Origin of the sequence: Paracoccus sp. FO-3, from assembly GCF_006386455.1 — a bacterium.
In the GTDB taxonomy this organism is placed as follows: domain Bacteria; phylum Pseudomonadota; class Alphaproteobacteria; order Rhodobacterales; family Rhodobacteraceae; genus Paracoccus; species Paracoccus versutus.
Genome location: NZ_VCBQ01000021.1, coordinates 29,398 through 47,059, shown reverse-complemented (window position 1 = coordinate 47,059; position 17,662 = coordinate 29,398). Strand labels below are relative to the sequence as shown.

General features: G+C 68.9%; 18 protein-coding genes. 12 read left to right on the top strand and 6 right to left on the bottom strand.

The window, feature by feature from the left end; genetic code table 11:
* Window positions 1-12: 12 nt before the first annotated feature.
* The 4 genes from FE811_RS08230 to paaG form a co-directional block, all read right to left on the bottom strand.
* Window positions 13-612 carry a TetR/AcrR family transcriptional regulator gene (locus FE811_RS08230; RefSeq protein WP_036755443.1) on the bottom strand — a complete coding sequence of 200 codons (600 nt, stop codon included), beginning with the start codon at window positions 610-612 and terminating at the stop codon, window positions 13-15.
* 125 nt (window positions 613-737) lie between these two features.
* The gene (paaK, locus tag FE811_RS08225) at window positions 738-2,048 is read right to left on the bottom strand and encodes a phenylacetate--CoA ligase PaaK (protein WP_036755382.1); all 1,311 of its coding nucleotides are present in this window, start codon (window positions 2,046-2,048) and stop codon (window positions 738-740) included.
* 28 nt (window positions 2,049-2,076) lie between these two features.
* A complete protein-coding gene (gene paaI, locus FE811_RS08220; RefSeq protein WP_217654166.1) occupies window positions 2,077-2,508 on the bottom strand; it encodes a hydroxyphenylacetyl-CoA thioesterase PaaI in 432 nt (143 codons plus the stop codon).
* A gap of 29 nt (window positions 2,509-2,537) precedes the next feature.
* Complete coding sequence (gene paaG / locus FE811_RS08215; RefSeq protein WP_140847130.1) at window positions 2,538-3,326, bottom strand: 2-(1,2-epoxy-1,2-dihydrophenyl)acetyl-CoA isomerase PaaG; 789 nt, start codon at window positions 3,324-3,326, stop codon at window positions 2,538-2,540.
* A gap of 102 nt (window positions 3,327-3,428) precedes the next feature.
* Between paaG and paaN the strand changes: the two genes are divergently transcribed.
* From paaN to FE811_RS08180, 7 genes are all read left to right on the top strand, one after another.
* Window positions 3,429-5,078 carry a phenylacetic acid degradation protein PaaN gene (gene paaN, locus FE811_RS08210; protein WP_140847127.1) on the top strand — a complete coding sequence of 550 codons (1,650 nt, stop codon included), beginning with the start codon at window positions 3,429-3,431 and terminating at the stop codon, window positions 5,076-5,078.
* 34 nt (window positions 5,079-5,112) lie between these two features.
* Entirely contained in the window at window positions 5,113-6,258 is a 1,146-nt protein-coding gene (locus FE811_RS08205) for an ABC transporter substrate-binding protein (protein WP_140847124.1), read from the top strand.
* Window positions 6,259-6,326: 68 nt separating this feature from the next.
* A complete protein-coding gene (locus FE811_RS08200) occupies window positions 6,327-7,199 on the top strand; it encodes a branched-chain amino acid ABC transporter permease (RefSeq protein WP_036755374.1) in 873 nt (290 codons plus the stop codon).
* Window positions 7,199-8,158 (top strand): branched-chain amino acid ABC transporter permease, encoded by a 960-nt coding sequence (locus tag FE811_RS08195; RefSeq protein WP_072462616.1) that lies wholly within the window; start codon window positions 7,199-7,201, stop codon window positions 8,156-8,158. Before FE811_RS08200 ends, FE811_RS08195 begins: the two co-directional genes overlap by 1 nt.
* A complete protein-coding gene (locus FE811_RS08190; RefSeq protein WP_036755371.1) occupies window positions 8,155-8,934 on the top strand; it encodes an ABC transporter ATP-binding protein in 780 nt (259 codons plus the stop codon). The genes FE811_RS08195 and FE811_RS08190 overlap by 4 nt, the downstream gene beginning before the upstream one ends.
* Complete coding sequence (locus FE811_RS08185) at window positions 8,921-9,622, top strand: ABC transporter ATP-binding protein (protein ID WP_114537951.1); 702 nt, start codon at window positions 8,921-8,923, stop codon at window positions 9,620-9,622. Before FE811_RS08190 ends, FE811_RS08185 begins: the two co-directional genes overlap by 14 nt.
* Before the next feature lie 4 nt (window positions 9,623-9,626).
* The gene (locus FE811_RS08180; RefSeq protein WP_140847121.1) at window positions 9,627-11,567 is read left to right on the top strand and encodes a 3-hydroxyacyl-CoA dehydrogenase NAD-binding domain-containing protein; all 1,941 of its coding nucleotides are present in this window, start codon (window positions 9,627-9,629) and stop codon (window positions 11,565-11,567) included.
* 165 nt (window positions 11,568-11,732) lie between these two features.
* Here FE811_RS08180 and FE811_RS08175 read toward each other — a convergent pair whose 3' ends face one another.
* The gene (locus tag FE811_RS08175) at window positions 11,733-12,797 is read right to left on the bottom strand and encodes a 3-deoxy-7-phosphoheptulonate synthase (RefSeq protein WP_140847115.1); all 1,065 of its coding nucleotides are present in this window, start codon (window positions 12,795-12,797) and stop codon (window positions 11,733-11,735) included.
* Between the two features lie 268 nt (window positions 12,798-13,065).
* Between FE811_RS08175 and FE811_RS08170 the strand changes: the two genes are divergently transcribed.
* Entirely contained in the window at window positions 13,066-13,779 is a 714-nt protein-coding gene (locus tag FE811_RS08170; protein ID WP_255469691.1) for a 5-formyltetrahydrofolate cyclo-ligase, read from the top strand.
* 100 nt (window positions 13,780-13,879) lie between these two features.
* Entirely contained in the window at window positions 13,880-14,422 is a 543-nt protein-coding gene (locus FE811_RS08165; RefSeq protein ID WP_140847108.1) for an NADPH-dependent FMN reductase, read from the top strand.
* 65 nt (window positions 14,423-14,487) lie between these two features.
* On the opposite strand, the gene FE811_RS08160 is transcribed toward FE811_RS08165, so the two are convergent.
* Entirely contained in the window at window positions 14,488-14,685 is a 198-nt protein-coding gene (locus FE811_RS08160) for a hypothetical protein (protein WP_036755362.1), read from the bottom strand.
* Window positions 14,686-14,986: 301 nt separating this feature from the next.
* Between FE811_RS08160 and phnC the strand changes: the two genes are divergently transcribed.
* From phnC to phnE, 3 genes are all read left to right on the top strand, one after another.
* A complete protein-coding gene (gene phnC, locus FE811_RS08155; protein ID WP_140847105.1) occupies window positions 14,987-15,805 on the top strand; it encodes a phosphonate ABC transporter ATP-binding protein in 819 nt (272 codons plus the stop codon).
* Window positions 15,806-15,839: 34 nt separating this feature from the next.
* Window positions 15,840-16,751 (top strand): phosphonate ABC transporter substrate-binding protein, encoded by a 912-nt coding sequence (phnD, locus tag FE811_RS08150; protein ID WP_036755356.1) that lies wholly within the window; start codon window positions 15,840-15,842, stop codon window positions 16,749-16,751.
* Between the two features lie 63 nt (window positions 16,752-16,814).
* A complete protein-coding gene (phnE, locus tag FE811_RS08145) occupies window positions 16,815-17,660 on the top strand; it encodes a phosphonate ABC transporter, permease protein PhnE (protein WP_072462622.1) in 846 nt (281 codons plus the stop codon).
* Window positions 17,661-17,662 lie beyond the last annotated feature (2 nt).

Here is a 17,662-nt window from a genome sequence, read left to right as displayed (position 1 = left end):
GCGCGGGGGGCTTCAGCGGACCGCCTTGATCCCTTCCAGGATCAGGGTGGTCGCCACGTCGGCGTAATCCTCGCGCGTGATGCGGCCGCCGTCGCGGAACCACATGTAGACCCAGTTCATCATCCCGAACAGCGACATGGTCACGGGGGTCAGCAGGGGGCGCTGCGGATCGTCCAGGTCGGGGTTGATCTCGCGCAGGACGGCGGCGAAGCGCTTGACGATGCGGCGCTCGACGCCCAGGATCTCGGCCTTCTGCTCGTCGCCCAGGGCAGGGGTGGCGTTCAGCTGCACCTTGTGCTGGTTGTCCGCGCCGCGATAGCGCTCCAGCACCGTGCCGACCAGCCGGCGCAGGCGCTGCTGCGGCGGCAGGGTCGGGTCGTCCGCCTCTTCGATGGCGGCTTCCAGCTCTTCCAGATGGGTGATGATGATGGCGAAGATCAGCGCGTCCTTGCTGGGATAGTAGTGGTAAAGCAGCGCCTTGGAGACCTGGCTGTGGGTGGCGATCTGCGCCATGGATGCCTTTTCCATGCCCAGATCGGCAAAGACCTCGGCCGCCTTGTCCAGAAGGCCGCGTTGCTTTTCCTCGAAATCCGCTGCCCGTGTCCGAGCCATGCCATTCCTCATCAGATCATTTGTTCGCCCGCGGTCGGGAGGCGAGAAAAACAAGGGGGCGCACGGCCCCCCAACGACTTAGCGGGTTTGCGACCGCGCGTCATATTGGTTGCCGCGTTGCGGCATCATGTCTTGGGCCGATTGTCAAGCACCCGCTTGGCCTTGCCTTCGGAACGGGCAATGGCGTTGGGATCCTTGACCTCGATCCGGGTCGAGACGCCGACCACGCTTTTTATGTGATGCGCCAGTTCCTTGGCGGAATGGGCGCGGGCGGAATCCTCGGCCATCTCGGCGGTGCATTCGACATGCACGACCATGCTGTCCATCCGGCCCGAGCGGGTCAGCTCGATCTGGAAATGCGGCGCCAGGCCCTTGCATTTCAGGATCTGCTCTTCGATCTGGGTCGGGAAGACGTTGACGCCGCGCAGGATGATCATGTCGTCGCTGCGGCCGGTGATCTTCTCGATCCGCCGCATCGAGCGGGCGGTGCCGGGCAGCAGGCGGGTCAGGTCGCGGGTGCGGTAGCGCACCATCGGCAGCCCTTCCTTGGTCAGCGTGGTAAAGACCAGCTCGCCGATCTCGCCGTCGGGCAGCACCTCGCCCGTCGCCGGGTCGATGATCTCGGGATAGAAATGGTCCTCCCAGATATGCAGCCCGTCCTTGGTCTCGACGCATTCCATGGCGACGCCGGGGCCCATGACCTCGCTGAGGCCGTAGATGTCGACGGCGTGCATGTCGAAGGCTTCCTCGATCTCCTGCCGCATGGCATTGGTCCAGGGCTCGGCGCCGAAGATGCCGATCTGCAACGAGGACTCGCGCGGGTCCAGGCCCTGGCGGCGGAACTCGTCCAGGATCGACAGCATGTAGCTGGGCGTCACCATGATGATGCGCGGCTTGAAGTCGTCGATCAGCGTCACCTGCCGCTCGGTCATGCCGCCCGAGATCGGGACCACGGTGCAGCCCAGCCGCTCGGCGCCGTAATGCGCGCCGAGACCGCCGGTGAACAGCCCGTAGCCATAGGCATTGTGCAGGATGTCGCCCGGACGCCCGCCCGCGGCGCGGATCGAGCGCGCGATCAGGTTCGCCCAATGGTCGATGTCGGCCTGGGTATAGCCCACGACGGTCGGCTTGCCGGTGGTGCCGGACGAGCCGTGGATGCGCACCAGCCTGGACTGCGGCACGGCGAACATGCCGAAGGGATAGGTGTCGCGCAGGTCCTGCTTGGTGGTGAAGGGGAATTTCGCGATGTCCCTGAGGGACTTCAGATCCTCGGGATGGGCGTCATGTTCGATGAAGCGGTTGCGATAGAAGGGCGAATTTTCGAAGGCGTGCTTCAGCGACCGCTTCATGCGGTGGAATTGCAGGGCCTCGATCTCGTCGCGCGAGGCGATCTCGATCGGGTCCAGCTCTTTCCTTTCGGGCGCCAATGGGTGCATGGATTCCTCCCCTTGCGATGGGTTGCGGTCAGGCTTCGACCGGCAGATGGGTGCCTTTGACGGTGCGGGAATGGCCGCGGAACTCGGCCACATGCGCACCGTCCTGGTTGGTGATGCGGATGTCGTAGATGCCCGAGCGGCCGCGGCGCGACACCTCGCGCGCCGTTGCCGTCAGGCGGTCGCCGATGCGGCCCGGCAGCAGGTAGGTGATCGAGCAATGCTGCGCGACGACCAGCTGGTTGTAGCTGTTGCAGGCAAAGGCGAAGGCGCTGTCGGCCAGGGTAAAGATATAGCCGCCGTGGCAATTGCCGTGGCCGTTCGACATGGCCTCGGTGATGGTCATGGACAGCGTGGCCTCGCCCGGTGCGATATGGTCCAGGCTCATGCCCAGCCGCTGGCTGGCGGAATCGTCGTTCCACATCGCCCTGGCCGAGGCTTCGGCCAGTTCCTGCGGGGTCATCTGCGCGGCGGGTTTCCCGGTCGTGTCGTTCATTGTCCCCTGAACTCCGGCTTGCGCTTTTCCAGGAAGGCGGCGACGCCTTCGGCATAATCGGCGCTGTGGCCGGCCCGCCGCTGGCAGTCGCGCTCCAGGTCGAGCTGCTCTTCCAGGCTGTTGCCGGCCGAGGCCTGGATCATCTGCTTGGTCAGGCCCAGCCCCAGCGTCGGGCCGGCCGCCAGCGATTTCGCCAGCGCCGTGGCCTCGTCCATCAGCGCCGCGTCCTCGACGGTCTTCCAGATCAGGCCCCATTCGGCCGCCTTTTCCGCACCCAGCGGCTCGGCCGTCAGGGTCAGCGCCTTGGCGCGCGGCTCGCCCAGGATGCGGGTCAGCGACCAGGAGCCGCCGGCATCCGGCACCAGCCCGATCTTGGCGAAGGCCTGGACGAATTTCGCCGATTTCGCCGCCAGCACGATGTCGCAGGCGATGGCGATGTTCGCACCGGCGCCGGCGGCCACGCCGTTCACCGCGCAGACCACCGGCTTGGCCAGCGAACGGATCAGCCGCACCGAGGGGTTGTAATAGGCTTCCAGCGTATGGCCCAGGTCGGGCGCCTCGCCGCCGTTGCGCGGGTCGCGGTCGCCCAGGTCCTGGCCGGCGCAGAAGCCGCGGCCGGCGCCGGTCAGCAGCACCGCGCGCACCGCGGCATCGTCATGCGCCCTTTGCAGGCCGGCATGCAGCGCCAGGTGCATGTCCTTGTTGAAGGAATTCAGCTTGTCGGGGCGATTGAGCGTCAGCGTCAGCACGCCATCGGCCAAGGCCGTCAGGACGGTTTCCGTCATCGGTAAAACTCCCATGCCCCGGCTTCTGGGGCTCCCTGAAAATTTTTGTTGCATAAACCGACCGGCCGGTCAATGATAATCTGGCAAATGAGGGGGAACGCCGTGACAGAATTTTTCGACCGCCATCGGCCGATGCTGGACGCCGCGCTGGACGCTGTCCGCCAGCGCGCATTCTGGAGCCCGTTCCCCGAGATTCCAAGCGGCAAGATCTATGGGGAAACGGCGCGCCAGGACGGCGAAACCGGCTTCGCGGCGCTGCGCAATGCCGCCTTCGAACTGCCTGGGCATCCGAATCAGCGCCGGCTGGGTGCCGAGGTCTCGCCCTTTGGCGGCGCGCTGGGGATCACCTATCCGGCCGCCGATGCCGCGACGCTGATCGCCGCGGCGCAGGCGGCGCAGCCGGCGCTGGCGGCGGCCAGCCCCGAGGCGCGGGTGGGCGCCTGCCTCGAGGCGCTGGTGCGGCTCAACCGCATGAGCTTCCTTATCGGCCAGGCCACCATGCACACCACCGGCCAGGCCTTTGCCATGGCCTTCCAGGCGGGCGGGCCGCATGCCCAGGACCGCGGGCTCGAGGCCGTGGCGATGGCCTGGGACGAGATGACGCGCTTTGCCCCGCAGGCGCGCTGGGAAAAGCCTCAGGGCAAGGCGGCGCCGATCCTGCTGGAAAAGCACTGGTCGATCGTGCCCGCGGGCCTGTCGCTGGCCATCGGCTGCAACACCTTCCCGACCTGGAACAGCTATTCCGGGATCTTTGCCAGCCTCGCCACCGGCAACCCGGTGATCGTCAAGCCGCATCCCGCCGCCATCCTGCCGCTGGCGCTGACCGTGCGGGTCTTGCGCGAGGTGCTGGCCGAGGCCGGCCTGCCCGCCGATTCGGTGCTGCTGGCCGTGGACGAGCGCGGGGCCGAGATCACCCAGGAACTCGCCACCGATCCGGCGGTGCGGCTGATCGACTATACCGGCTCGGCCGCTTTCGGCGACTGGCTGCGCAGCCACGCGACGCAGGCGCAGCTGTTCACCGAAGAGGCGGGGGTGAACACCGTCACCATCGCCGCGACCGACGACTTCGCCGGCATGTGCGACAACCTGGCCTTTTCGCTGGCGCTTTATTCCGGGCAGATGTGCACCGCGCCGCAGAACATCTATGTCCCGGAAGGCGGCATCGACACCGACCAGGGCCGCAAGAGCTTCGACGAGGTCGGGCTGGCGCTGGCCGGCTCCATCGACGCCCTGCTGGCCGACCCGGCCCGCGCGGCGGGCATCTGCGGCGCCATCGCCAACCAGGCGACGCTGGAGCGGGTGCAGCAGGCGCGCGGCCTGGGCCGGGTGCTGCGCGATTCGGCGCCCGTGGGGCAGGGGCGGACCGCCACCCCGCTGCTCTTGGCGCTGCGGGACGGCGATCCGGCCTGCGAGCGGGAATGCTTCGGCCCCGTCGCCTTCGTCGTCGCGGTGAAGGATGCCGATGCCGCCATTGCGCGGGCCGCCGAGCTGGCGCGGTGCAAGGGCGCGATCACCGCCGCGCTCTACGACCGGGACGAGGCGCGCATCGCCCGCGCCGCGCAGGCCTTTGCCGCGGCCGGCGTCAACCTGTCGGTGAACCTGACCGGCAATATCTATGTCAACCAATCGGCTGCCTTCAGCGATTTCCACGTCACCGGCGCCAACCCGGCCGGCAATGCCTGCCTGACCGACACCGCCTTCGTCGCCAGCCGGTTCCGGCGCGCCATGTGGCGCCGGCCTGCGGCGGCCTGACCCTGTAAACTGGTTCTCTGGGAGGAGACACATCATGAAAAAGACCCTGACGACGACCGTTCCGGCCGCGCTGATCGCGCTTGGCCTGGCCTCTGCCGCCAGCGCCGAGATCAGGATCGGCGCCTCGGTTTCCGCGACCGGCCCCGCCGCCTTCCTCGGCGACCCCGAGGCCAAGACCCTGCAAATGCTGGTCGAGGAGCTGAACGCCAAGGGCGGCATCAACGGCGAAGAGATCGCGCTGGTGCTTTACGACGACGGCGGCGACGCCAACAAGGCGCGCACCTTCGCCACCCGGCTGATCGAGGACGACGAGGTGCAGGCCATCATCGGCGGCACCACCACCGGCACCTCGATGTCGATCCTGGCCGTGGCCGAGGACGCCGAGATCCCCTTCATCTCGCTGGCCGGCGCCATCGACATCATCCAGCCGGTCAAGCCCTTTACCTTCAAGACCCCGCATACCGACCGCATGGCCTGCCAGAAGATCTTCGAGGACATGCAGAAAAGCGGCATCCAGAAGATCGGCATGATCTCGGGCACCGACGGCTTCGGCGCCTCGATGCAGGCGCAATGCAAGGACGTGGTCGGCGAATACGGCATCGAGATCGCCGCGGACGAGACCTATGACCCCAAGGACGCCGACATGACGGCGCAGCTGACCAAGATCCGCAACACCGATGGCGTGCAGGCGGTGCTGAACCCCGGCTTCGGCCAGGGCCCGTCCATCGTGACGCGCAACTATCGCCAGCTGGGCATCGAGCTGCCGCTCTACCAGTCGCATGGCGTCGCCTCGGACGGGTTCATCGAGCTTGCCGGCAAGGAAGCGGCCGAGGGCGTGCGCCTGCCCGGCACCGCGCTGCTCGTCGCGGACCTCTTGGCCGAGGACGATCCGCAAAAGCCGGTGGTGACGGCCTACAAGGCCGCCTTCGAGGGCAAGTTCAACGAGCCGGTCGGCACCTTCGGCGGCTATGCCCATGACGGCTTCGCCCTGCTGGTCGATGCGGTGACGCGCGCCGGTTCCGCGGAACCCGCCGCGATCCGCGACGCGCTGGAGCAGACCTCGGGGCTGGCGGGCACGACCGGCATCTACACCATGTCGCCCGAGGACCATCTGGGGCTGGACCTGTCGGCCTTCCGCATGCTGGAGGTCAAGGACGGCAGCTGGTCCATCGTCGAATGACCCCGCGCGGTCCCCGCCCTGGGGACCGCTTCCGCCCGCTCGGGAGAGCCCAGCCAGAGAGCCTCGGCATGTCTGAACTTCTGCAATTCCTGTTTTCAGGGCTGACGGTGGGCGCGGTCTATGCGCTGGTCGCCCTGGGTTTCACCATCATCTACAACGCCTCGGACGTGGTGAACTTCGCCCAGGGCGAGTTCGTCATGCTGGGCGGCATGGTCACATGGTTCGCCCATGCCGCCGGGCTGCCGCTGCCGCTGGCGGCGCTGGTCGCCATCCTGGCGACCGCAGCCCTGGGGGTCGCGATCAACAAGCTGGCGATCGAGCCGGCGCGCGGCGCGCCCGTCGTCTCGCTCATCATCATCACCATCGGCGCCTCGGTCTTTCTGCAGGGCGCGGCGCAGCTGGTCTTCGACAAGCAGATCCACAGCTTCCCGGCCTTTTCCGGCGACACGCCGCTGCGCATCGGCGGCGCGACGATCCAGCCGCAAAGCCTGTGGGTGATCGGCGGCGCGCTGGTGGTCTTTGCCGGGCTGTGGCTGTTCTTCACCCGCACGCTCCTGGGCCGGGCGGTGCTGGCCACCTCGAACAACCGGCTGGCGGCGCAGCTGGTCGGCATCAACACCAATTTCGTCATGACGCTGTCCTTTGCGCTGTCGGCCGGGATCGGCGCGCTGGCCGGGGTCTTGGCGACGCCGATCACCCTGACCGCCTATAGCGTCGGCATCGGCTTCGCGCTGAAAGGCTTTGCCGGCGCCATGCTGGGCGGCATGGGCAATCCCAAGGGTGCGCTGGCCGGCGGTTTCCTGATCGGGCTGATCGAGGCGCTGACCGCGGGCTACCTGTCCTCGACCTACAAGGAGGCCGCGGCCTTCGTCGTGATCCTGCTGGTGCTGTTCTTCATGCCGCAGGGCCTGTTCGGCCGCAAATCGACGGAGCGGGTGTGATGCCGAGACTGACCGCCAAATCCGCCACGCTGCTGGTGCTGGCCGCGCTGATCGCGGTGACGCCGTTCTTCTTTCCCTCGGGCTACTACTACCGCGTCGGCGCGCTGATCTTCGTCAACGGGCTGGCCGTGACCGGGATCGTGATCCTGACCGGCTATGCCGGACAGATCAGCCTGGGCCATGCCGGTTTCGCCGGCATCGGCGGCTATGCCTGCGCCTTGGCGCCCACGCATCTGGGCCTGCATCCGTCGCTGGCGGTGGTGCTGGGCGCGGTGATCTCGGGCGTGCTGGCCTATCTGGTCGGGCGGCCGATCCTGCGGCTCAAGGGCTATTACCTGGCCGTCGCCACGCTGGGCTTCGGCATCCTGGTCGCCATGGTGCTGAACAACGAACGCCAGCTGACCGGCGGGCCGGACGGCATCGCAGTGCCCGAACTGGGCTTGCGCGGGCTCTTGAAAGACTGGGGGCTGGACCTGACCAACGGCCAGTTCTGGTATTTCTTCTGCGGCATCGTGCTGCTGATCGGCGCCTGGATCGCGCTGAACCTCTATCAAAGCCCCAGCGGCCGGGCGCTGCGGGCGCTGCACGGCTCGGAAATCGCCGCGGGCACCGTGGGCATCGATGTCGCGCGGGTCAAGCTGCAGGCCTTCGTCATCTCGGCCGTCTATGCCTCGGTCGCGGGCTCGCTGGTGGCGCTTCAGAACAAGTTCATCACCCCCGACGTCGCCGGCTTCATGCATTCGATCGAGATGGTGACGATGGCCGTCCTGGGCGGCGCCGGCTCGGTGCTGGGCGCGATCTTCGGCGCCGGCATCCTGACGCTGCTGCCGCAGGTGCTGACCGTCTTTGCCGAATACGAACAGCTCGTCCTGGGCCTGGTGATGATGCTGGTGATGATCTTCCTGCGGGAGGGGCTCTTGCCCTCGATCCTGCGCAAGCTGCGGGGGAGGGGCGAATGACGCTGCTTTCGGTCGAGGGTCTGGGCATCAGCTTCGGCGGCATCAAGGCCGTGCATGATGTCAGCTTCAAGGTCGAGCCGGGCGAGATCGTCTCGGTCATCGGCCCGAACGGCGCCGGCAAGACCACGCTGTTCAACATGATCTCGGGCGTCTACCAGCCCGGATCGGGCCGCGTCGTGCTGGAGGGCGAGGACGTGACCGGCATGGCGCCGTTCCGTCTGGCAAGCCGCGGCATGTCGCGCACCTTCCAGAACCTGCAGATCTTCCAGAACATGACGGTGCTGGAAAACGCCATCTCGGGCTTTCACCTGCAGGAAAGGGGGCCGGTGCTGGCGGATCTCCTGCACCTGCCATCCTCGCGCCGCCGGGCCCGCGCGGCCGAGGCGGGCGCGCGCGAACTGCTGGCCCGCGTCGGGCTGGAGCGCGCGGCGGACCGCGAGGCGGGGAACCTGTCCTATGGCTCGCTCAAGCGGCTCGAGATCGCGCGGGCGCTGGCGATGCGGCCCAAGGTGCTGCTGCTCGACGAGCCGGCGGCGGGCTGCAACGCCGTCGAGACCGAGGAGATCGACCACCTGATCGCCGAGGTCGCCGCCTCCGGCACCGCCATCCTGCTGGTCGAGCATGACATGAAGATGGTCATGCGCATTTCCAGCCATATCGTCGTGCTGGACCATGGCGAAAAGATCGCCGAGGGCGCGCCGGCCGAGGTCAGCCGCAACCCGGCGGTGATCGCCGCCTATCTGGGAACCGAGGAGGGTGCCGATGCTGACGGTTGAGGGCTTGCGCTCGCGCTACGGGCGCATCGAGGTCTTGCACGGCATCGACCTGCATGTCGATTCCGGCGAGATCGTCACCGTGGTCGGCGCCAATGGCGCGGGCAAGACCACGCTGCTGCGCTGCCTGTCGGGGGTGCAGCCGGTCTCGGCCGGCACCATCACCTTCCGCGGCGAGCCGCTGGCCCCGGTGCCGGCCTATCGGCGGCTGGCGCGGGGCCTGGCGCAATCGCCCGAGGGGCGGCAGATCTTCACCAACCTGACGGTCGAGGAGAACCTGCGCCTCGGCGCCTTCCTCTACAGCGACGAGCGGGTGGAAAAGGACATGGAAGACGCCTTCCAGATGTTCCCGATCCTGAAGCAGAAGCGCAACCTTGCCGCCGGGGGCCTGTCGGGCGGCCAGCAGCAGATGCTGGCCATGGCGCGGGCGCTGATGGGCCGTCCGTCCTGCCTGCTTCTGGACGAGCCCTCGATGGGCCTGGCGCCGATCATCGTCCAGCAGATCTTCGACGTGGTCAGCGGGCTCAAGGCGCTCGGCGTGACCGTGCTGCTGGTCGAGCAGAACGCCTTCGGCGCGCTGAAGATCGCCGACCGCGGCTATGTCATGGAAACCGGCCAGATCACCATGCAGGGTCCGGCCGAGGAGCTGATCGCCGATCCGCGCATCCGCGAAGCCTATCTGGGGATATGAGGAAATGACCGTAACCATCGCCCGCCAAGGGGAAATCGCCACCGTGACCGTGGACAACCCGCCCGTCAACGCGCTGTCCGCGGCGCTGCGGCAGGGGCTGTGGGACGCGGTGGAGACGCTGGACGCCGACGGCTCGGTCGCGGCGGTGGTCCTGGTCTGCGCCGGCCGCACCTTCATCGCCGGCGCGGACGTGACCGAATTCGGCAAGCCGCCTGTTCCGCCGCACCTGCCCGACCTGGTGGACCGGATCGAGGCGGCCGCGAAGCCCTGGGTCGCGGCGATCCACGGCTCGGCGCTTGGCGGCGGGCTCGAGGTGGCGATGGGCTGCCGCTTCCGGGTGGCCGCGCAGGGTGCCTCGCTGGGCCTGCCCGAGGTGAGCCTGGGCATCGTTCCCGGCGCTTCGGGCACGGTGCGCACGCCGCGCCTGGTGGGCGTTCCGGCCGCGGTCGAACTGGTGACTTCGGGCCGGCCCCTGCGGGCGGCGCAAGCCGCCGAGGCCGGGCTGGTCGATGCGGTGATCCAGGGCGATCTGCTGGAAGGCGCCGTGGCCTTTGCCCGCCACGCGCTGACCCGGCCCTTGCCCCAGCCGAGCTCGGCCCGCCCCGTCGCCGCGCCCGACCCGGCCTTCTGGGCCGAGCAGGAAAAGGCCGTCGCCAAGGCCGCCAAGGGCGCCGCCGCGCCGCTGCGGGCGCTGGCCTGCCTGCGCAAGGCGGCCGAGGCAAGCTTTGCCGAGGCCATGGCCTTCGAGCGCGAGACCTTCCTGGAGCTGCGCAGCTCGGAACAGGCGGCGGCGCTGCGTCACGTCTTCTTCGCCGAGCGCGCCGCGCCGCGCCCGGCCGCCCTGCGCGATGTCGAGCCCTTGCCCCTGCGCCGCGCGGCGGTGGTCGGCGGCGGCACCATGGGCGCGGGCATCGCCGCTGCCCTGCGCGACGCCGGCCTGCCGGTGGTGCTGGTCGAACGCGACGACGAGGCGGTGGCACGCGGCATGGCCAACCTGCGCGGCATCTTCGACGGCGCCGTCCGGCGCGGCAAGCTGACCCAGGCGCAGGCCGCCGACCGGCTGGCCGGCGTCACCGGGACCACCGACTACGCCCTGCTGGCCGATGCCGATCTGGTCATCGAGGCGGTGTTCGAAGAGATCGGGGTCAAGCGCGCCGTCTTCGACCGGCTCGCCCAGGTCTGCCGGCCGGATGCGGTGCTGGCGACCAATACCTCCTATCTCGACCCGCGCGCCATCGCCGGGGGGCTGCCCGGCCCCGAGCGTTTCATCGGCCTGCATTTCTTCAGCCCGGCCAATGTGATGAAGCTCCTGGAGATCGTGCCCGTGCCCCAAACCTCGGAGCGCACGCTGGCCACCGGCTTTGCCCTGGCACGGCTGCTGAAGAAGATCCCGGTCCGCGCCGGCATCTGCGAGGGCTTCATCGGCAACCGCATCCTGAAGCGCTATCGCGCGGCGGCCGAGGCGCTGGTCCGCCAGGGCGTGGCGATTGCCGAGATCGACGCCGCCATGCGCGGCCATGGCTTTGCCATGGGCCCGTTCGAGGCGCAGGATCTGGGCGGGCTCGACATCGCCTTCCTGCAACGCGAGGGCGCGCGGGCGGCGGGGCAGGCGGTGCCCGAGACGCTGGGCGACATCCTGGTCCGCGCCGGCCGCAAGGGGCAAAAGACCGGCGGCGGCTGGTATGACTATGCGCCGGGCGAGCGGCGCCCGCAGCCCTCGGCCCTGGTGGCCGCGCTGCTGGCGGGCGCGATCACCCCCGGCGCGGCGATGGACCGCGAGGCGATCTCCGCACATCTGGTCGCCGAGATGGCGGCCGAGGGGCAGGCGATCCTGGACGAGGGCGTCGCGCAAACTCCCGCCGACATCGATCTGGTCGAGATCCACGGCTACGGCTTTCCGCGCTGGCGCGGCGGGCCGATGTTCGCGACCGGCATCCGCGGCTGAAGCGGCGGGGGCCGGGGCTGGACAGGGCAGGGGCCGCTTGAAACCATGCGGCCCCTGCCATGCCCGGATCGGTGCGACGCAAAACCTTGCGATTTCGCCGCCGCCACGCGATGTCCTCGTCAGACGATGCCCTCGTCAGGCATTGAGCGTCCGGCGACGCCCGCGTCAGGCGGCGCGGCGCAGGCGCGTGGCGGCGGCCCCGGCCAGATCCAGCAGCAGCGCGCGGCTTTCTTCCCAGCCCAGGCAGCCGTCGGTGATGCTCTGGCCATAGACCGGCACCTGGCCGGGCTGCAGATCCTGCCGCCCCGCCACCAGGTTGCTTTCCAGCATGACGCCGCGGATGCGCGCCTCGCCCGCGCGGATCTGCGCCGCGACATCGGCAATCACCGCCGGCTGGCGCGCCGGATCCTTGCCGCTGTTGGCGTGGCTCGCGTCGATGACGATGCCGGGCTCGACGCCGGCCTTGGCCGCAGCCGCCGCCACCGCCGCGACATGCCCGGCGTCGTAATTCGGCCCGTCATGGCCGCCGCGCAGCACGACATGGCAGGCATCGTTGCCCGTGGTGGTGGCGATGGCCGCCGCCCCCTGGGCGGTGATCGCCGGGAAGCTGTGCGGCCGCGCGGCCGAGCGGATCGCGTCCAGCGCCACCTGCACCCCGCCATCGGTGCCGTTCTTGAACCCGACCGGGCAGGACAGGCCCGAGGCCAGCTGGCGGTGGATCTGGCTTTCCGTGGTGCGCGCGCCGATGGCGCCCCAGGCGATCAGGTCGGCGAAATACTGCGGCAGGATCGGGTCCAGGAACTCGGTCGCCGCCGGCAGGCCCATGCGGTTGATCTCCAGCAGCAGGCGGCGGGCCAGGGGCAGCCCGTCCTCGATCCGGTCCGAGCCATCCAGATGCGGGTCGTTGATCAGCCCCTTCCAGCCGACGGTCGTGCGCGGCTTTTCGAAATAGACCCGCATGACGATTTCCAGCCGGTCGGACAGCGCGCGGCGCAGCTCGGCCAGGCGCGCGGCGTAATCCAGCGCCGCCGGGACGTCATGGATCGAACAGGGGCCGGCAACCACCAGCAGCCGGTCGTCGCGCCCGGCCAGGATGGCGCGGATGGCGGCGCGGCTGTCGGCGACGGTGCGCGACACCGCCTCGTCCCGCGGCAGCGATTCGGCCAGGGCGGCCGGGGCGGGCAGGGGTCGCAGGGTGGCGATATGCAGGTTCTCGGTCTGGATGGGCATGGCTCTCTACTTTCTGCAAGAGGCCGGACCGGAAGCGCATGGAACTGAAAAAGCCGCCGGTCTTGGGCCAGCGGCTTGGGGGTCAGTATCGCGTTCGCGCTACACCCGGCTCCGCTGGGGACAGCGGAACCAATAAAACGAAATGGTGCAGGGCATTCGATGCGACATGGGCCATCCATAACCGCTGCGCGGCGCGCTGTCACGCCGATTCTTGCGCACGGGCTTTGGCGGCGCTCGGTCCCGTGCTACCCTGCCGCGCATGACCAGGATGCAGCCTTCCACCGCGGGACCGGGCGGGGCCGCTGGGGACGAGCAGGGCGGCTCGCCCCCCTGCCAGGCCGCGCGGATCGCGCCGGATTACTTCGACCCGCTGGCGGTCGATGCAAAGCAGGCGCGCGACGTGGCGCGCTGGCGCAAGGCGCGGCGCGAGGAATTGCTGGCCCACCGCGCGGGCCTGAGCATCGCCGCGCGCCAGGCCGCCGCCGCGGCCATCGCCAGGGCCCTGGACGAGGTGCTGGCCGCGCATCTGCCCGATCCCCGCGGCCGGGTGATCGCCGGCTATTGGCCGATCCGGTCGGAACCCGACCTGCGCCCCTGGCTGGCCCGCCTGCACGAACGGGGCGCCATCCCGGCCCTGCCGGAGGTCGTGCGCCCGGCGAGCCCGCTGGTCTTTCGCCCCTGGCATCCCGGCGCGGCGATGCGGCGGGGGCATTGGAACATCCCGGTGCCGGCCAGCGCCGAGACGGTGGCGCCCGAGGTGGTGCTGGCCCCGCTGGTCGGCTGGGACGGCGCGGGCTATCGGCTGGGCTATGGCGGCGGCTATTTCGACCGCACGCTGGCCGCGCGGCAGCCGCTGGCGATCGGGGTCGGCTTGCAGGCGGCCCGGCTGGCGACGATCTATCCACAACCCCACGACATCCGGCTGGCCGCCATCGTCACCGAACGCGGCCTGCAATATCCGCCCCGTCCCGGCATGGCGTGAAAAATCTTGCCGGGCATCGCGTCGATTTCCGCGCCTGCGGCGTTGGGCGACAGCCGGCGCCGTTCCGCGCAACCCTCGGCAGGCAGGAAAGGAAACAGCGATGACCAAGACGATCCTGGGCCTCAGTGGCAGCCTGCGGCGCGCCTCGTTCAACGCCGGGCTGCTGCGCGCCGCGGCCGACCTGGCGCCCGAGGGGGTGCGCGTCCAGATCGGCTCGATCCGCGAGGTGCCGCTCTACGACGGCGATCTGGAGGCCGAGGTGGGCCTGCCCCAGCCGGTGCGCGCCCTGCAAGCGCAGCTTGCGGCGGCGGACGGGTTGCTGATGGTGACGCCGGAATACAACAACGGCGTGCCGGGCGTGTTCAAGAACGCCATCGACTGGATGTCGCGCGGCGAGGGGCTGGCGATGTTCGTGGGCAAGCCGGTGGCGGTGATCGGCGTCTCGCCCGGCGGTTTCGGCACCATCCTGGCGCAAAGCCATTGGCTGCCGGTGCTGCGCACGCTCAAGGCCGCGCTGTGGACCGAGGGGCGGCTGATGGTCTCGCGCGCGGAATCGCTCTTCGACGACCAGGGCAACCTGACCGACGACAAGACGCGCGCGCAGCTGCGCAAGTTCCTCGAGGGTTTTGCCGCAACCCTCTGATTCGGGTTGGATAAACGCCAAAGGCAGCCCGGAGGCTGCCTTTCCTGCGTCGGTGCGGCGAAAGGTTATTCGGCCGCGAAGGTGGTGGCGAACTGGCCGCACCAGTCGTTCGACTTGACGACCGGCCAATAACCCCTGGTGTCCGCGTCCCTTTGGTTGACGGGCGGGTTGGCGCGGCACAGGCCGGAATCGGACAGCGTGCTGGCGGAGTTGGCGACGTGATCCTCGTAGAACGCGCAGGCGTTGCAGGCGGTTTTGGTCATGGCTGTTGCTCCTGTCTGGCGGGCATGTCTTGGTTGCTGGCTGGCTTTCGGCTGGCTGGCGACCTTGGCAAGGATATAGAGGCCGATTCGCCGAAGGTCAAGAAATAATCTTGTAAAAACATATAGTTGACAGAATTACTTGGCGTTCTGATCCTGATCCGAACGCTCGGATTTGGATTTTGCGTCCTGTGAAAAACGCTCGGGAAAGGGCGGCGCGGGCGTCAAGAAAGCTTCACCGGACTGCGCCAATTCCGTCACCGATCCCGGCTATCAGCGCCCCAACCGCTCATGGAGGGCCGCCTTGCTTGCAGTTCAGAACGTCACCCGCGTCTTTTCCGGGCGTGCCGCGGTGGACGACATCAGCTTTGCCGTGGACGGACCGGCCTTCGTCGGCATCATCGGCCGCTCGGGGGCGGGGAAATCGACCTTCCTGCGGATGATGAACCGGCTGACCGACGCCTCGGCCGGGCGGATCTGCGTGGACGGGCGCGACATCCTGGCGCTGCGCGGCCGCGACCGCCGCGCCTGGCAAAGCCAATGCGCGATGATCTTCCAGCAGTTCAACCTGGTGCCGCGCATGGACGTGGTCTCGAACGTGCTGCACGGGTTGCTGAACCGCCGCCCGGCGCTGGCCACGCTGTTCAACCTGTGGCCGCGCGCCGACATCCTGCGCGCGCTGGAGATCCTGGACCGGCTGGGCATCGCCGAACAGGCGCCCAAGCGGGCCGAGGCGCTGTCGGGCGGCCAGCAGCAGCGCGTGGCCATCGCCCGCGCGCTGATGCAAGACCCCAGGATCATCCTGGCGGACGAGCCCATCGCCAGCCTCGACCCGATGAACGCGCAGATCGTCATGAACACGCTCAAGCGCATCAATGTCGAGGACGGGCGCATGGTCATCGCCAACCTGCACACGCTGGACACCGCGCGGCGCTATTGCGACCGGGTGATCGGCATGCGCGACGGGCGCATCGTCTTCGACGGCACGCCGGCGCAGCTTTCGACCGGCGTCGCCCGCGACATCTATGGCGCCGACCACAGCTTCAACGAGGCCGCGACCTCGACCGCCATTCCCGCCGATGCCATCGCCGATGCGGCCTATGCCGCGCGGTTGATGGCCTGACGCTTCCCGCAATACCGCAACCCATGGAGAGACCATGAAACCGCTTGCCCTGGCGCTTGCCGCCGCCACCGCCCTGACCTCCGGCCTGATCTCGGCCGCCTCGGCCCAGCCGATCACCGGCTTCAACCTCGGGATCATGGGCGGCGAGAACGCGCAGGACCGCATGACCTCGAACGAATGCTACCGCGCCGCCATCGAGGCCCAGCTGGGCGTGCCGGTCAAGGTCTTTACCCCCGCCGATTACGACGGCGTCATCCAGGGCCTGCTGGGCGGGACGCTGGACATGGCCTGGCTGGGCGCCTCGGGCTATGCCAAGATCCACCTGACCGATCCCGAGGCGGTCGAGCCGGTGCTGACCAAGCAGAACATGGACGGCTCGACCGGCTATTACGCCATCGGCTTCGCCCGCAAGGACAGCGGCATCGCCTCGATCGAGGACGCCAGGGGCAAGTCCTTCGCCTTTGCCGAGCCGAACTCGACCTCGGGCTACCTGGTGCCGGGGGCCGAGCTGGCCGAGACCCATGGCAAGCTGGAGGATTTCTTCGGCCAGGTCCGTTTCGCGGGCGGGCACGAGCAGGCGATCATCGGCGTCGCCAACGGCGATTTCGACGCCGGCGTCAGCTGGGCCGACGGTCTGGGCGACTGGGAGGACGGCTATAACTCGGGCGCCTTCCGCAAGGCCGCCGATGCCGGGCTGGTCGAGATGAACGACCTGGTCGAGATCTGGAAGTCCAAGCTGATCCCGGAAGGGCCGATGGTGCTGCGCAAGGCCCTGCCGCAAGAGGTCAAGGACAAGGTCACGCAACTGACCGCCGACCTGCACGAGACCGACAAGGACTGCGCCTATGGCGTCGCCCATGGCGAGGCCATGGATTTCGTGCCGGTGACGCATGACGCCTATCTGGGCGTGGTCGCCGCGCGCAAGTTGCAGGAAACGGCGCAGTAAAGCACCCCCCCCGGCCGCGTCCCCCAGGGGGCGCGGCATCCGCATTTCATCCGCAGGATCTTCATGGCCGCCCTTGCCCCGGACGACATCCGCGACGCCTATCTGGAACTGACGCGCCGCCGCCGCCTTTACGGCGGGCTCTTGCTGGTGATCTTCGTCGCCATGATGGCGGCCGGGTTCCGGCTGGCCGAAAGCCGCAATGCCGGCGGCTTCGTCGACGGGCTGCCGATGCTGCTGGCCTTCCCCTCGGAGGTGCTGGCCGAGGCATGGCAGAAGCGCACGAACCTGCCCGGCCTGCTGGCCGAGCATCTGCCCTCGCTGGTCGAGACGCTGAACATCGCCGCCGTCTCGACGCTCATGGGCGGGCTGATGGCGATGGGGCTGGCGCTTCTGTCCACGCGCGGGCTGGCGCGCTGGCCGCGGCTGACGGGGCTGTTTCGCCGGCTGATGGACGCGCTGCGCGCCGTGCCCGAGATCGTGGTCGCGCTGGTGCTGATCTATATCCTCGGCGGCGGGCCGGTGCCGGCGGTCATCGCCATCTCGCTGCATACCGCCGGCGCGCTCGGCAAGCTGTTTTCCGAAGTGGCCGAGAATGCCGACCTGAAGCCGGTCGAGGGGCTTGCCTCGGTCGGCGCCGGCTGGGGCCAGCAGGTCGGGCTGGGCGTCCTGCCGCAGGTGGCGCCGAACTGGCTGTCCTATGCGCTGATGCGGTTCGAGATCAACCTGCGCGCCAGCGCCATCCTGGGCTTCGTCGGTGCGGGCGGCATCGGCTACGACCTGAAGCTGGCGATGCAATGGGGCATGGGCCGCTATGACGAGGTGGTGGCGATCTTTGCGCTGCTTTTCGTCGCCATCGTCGCCATCGACCGGCTGTCGGACCATGCACGCAGCAGGCTGGTAAGGGGCTGAAC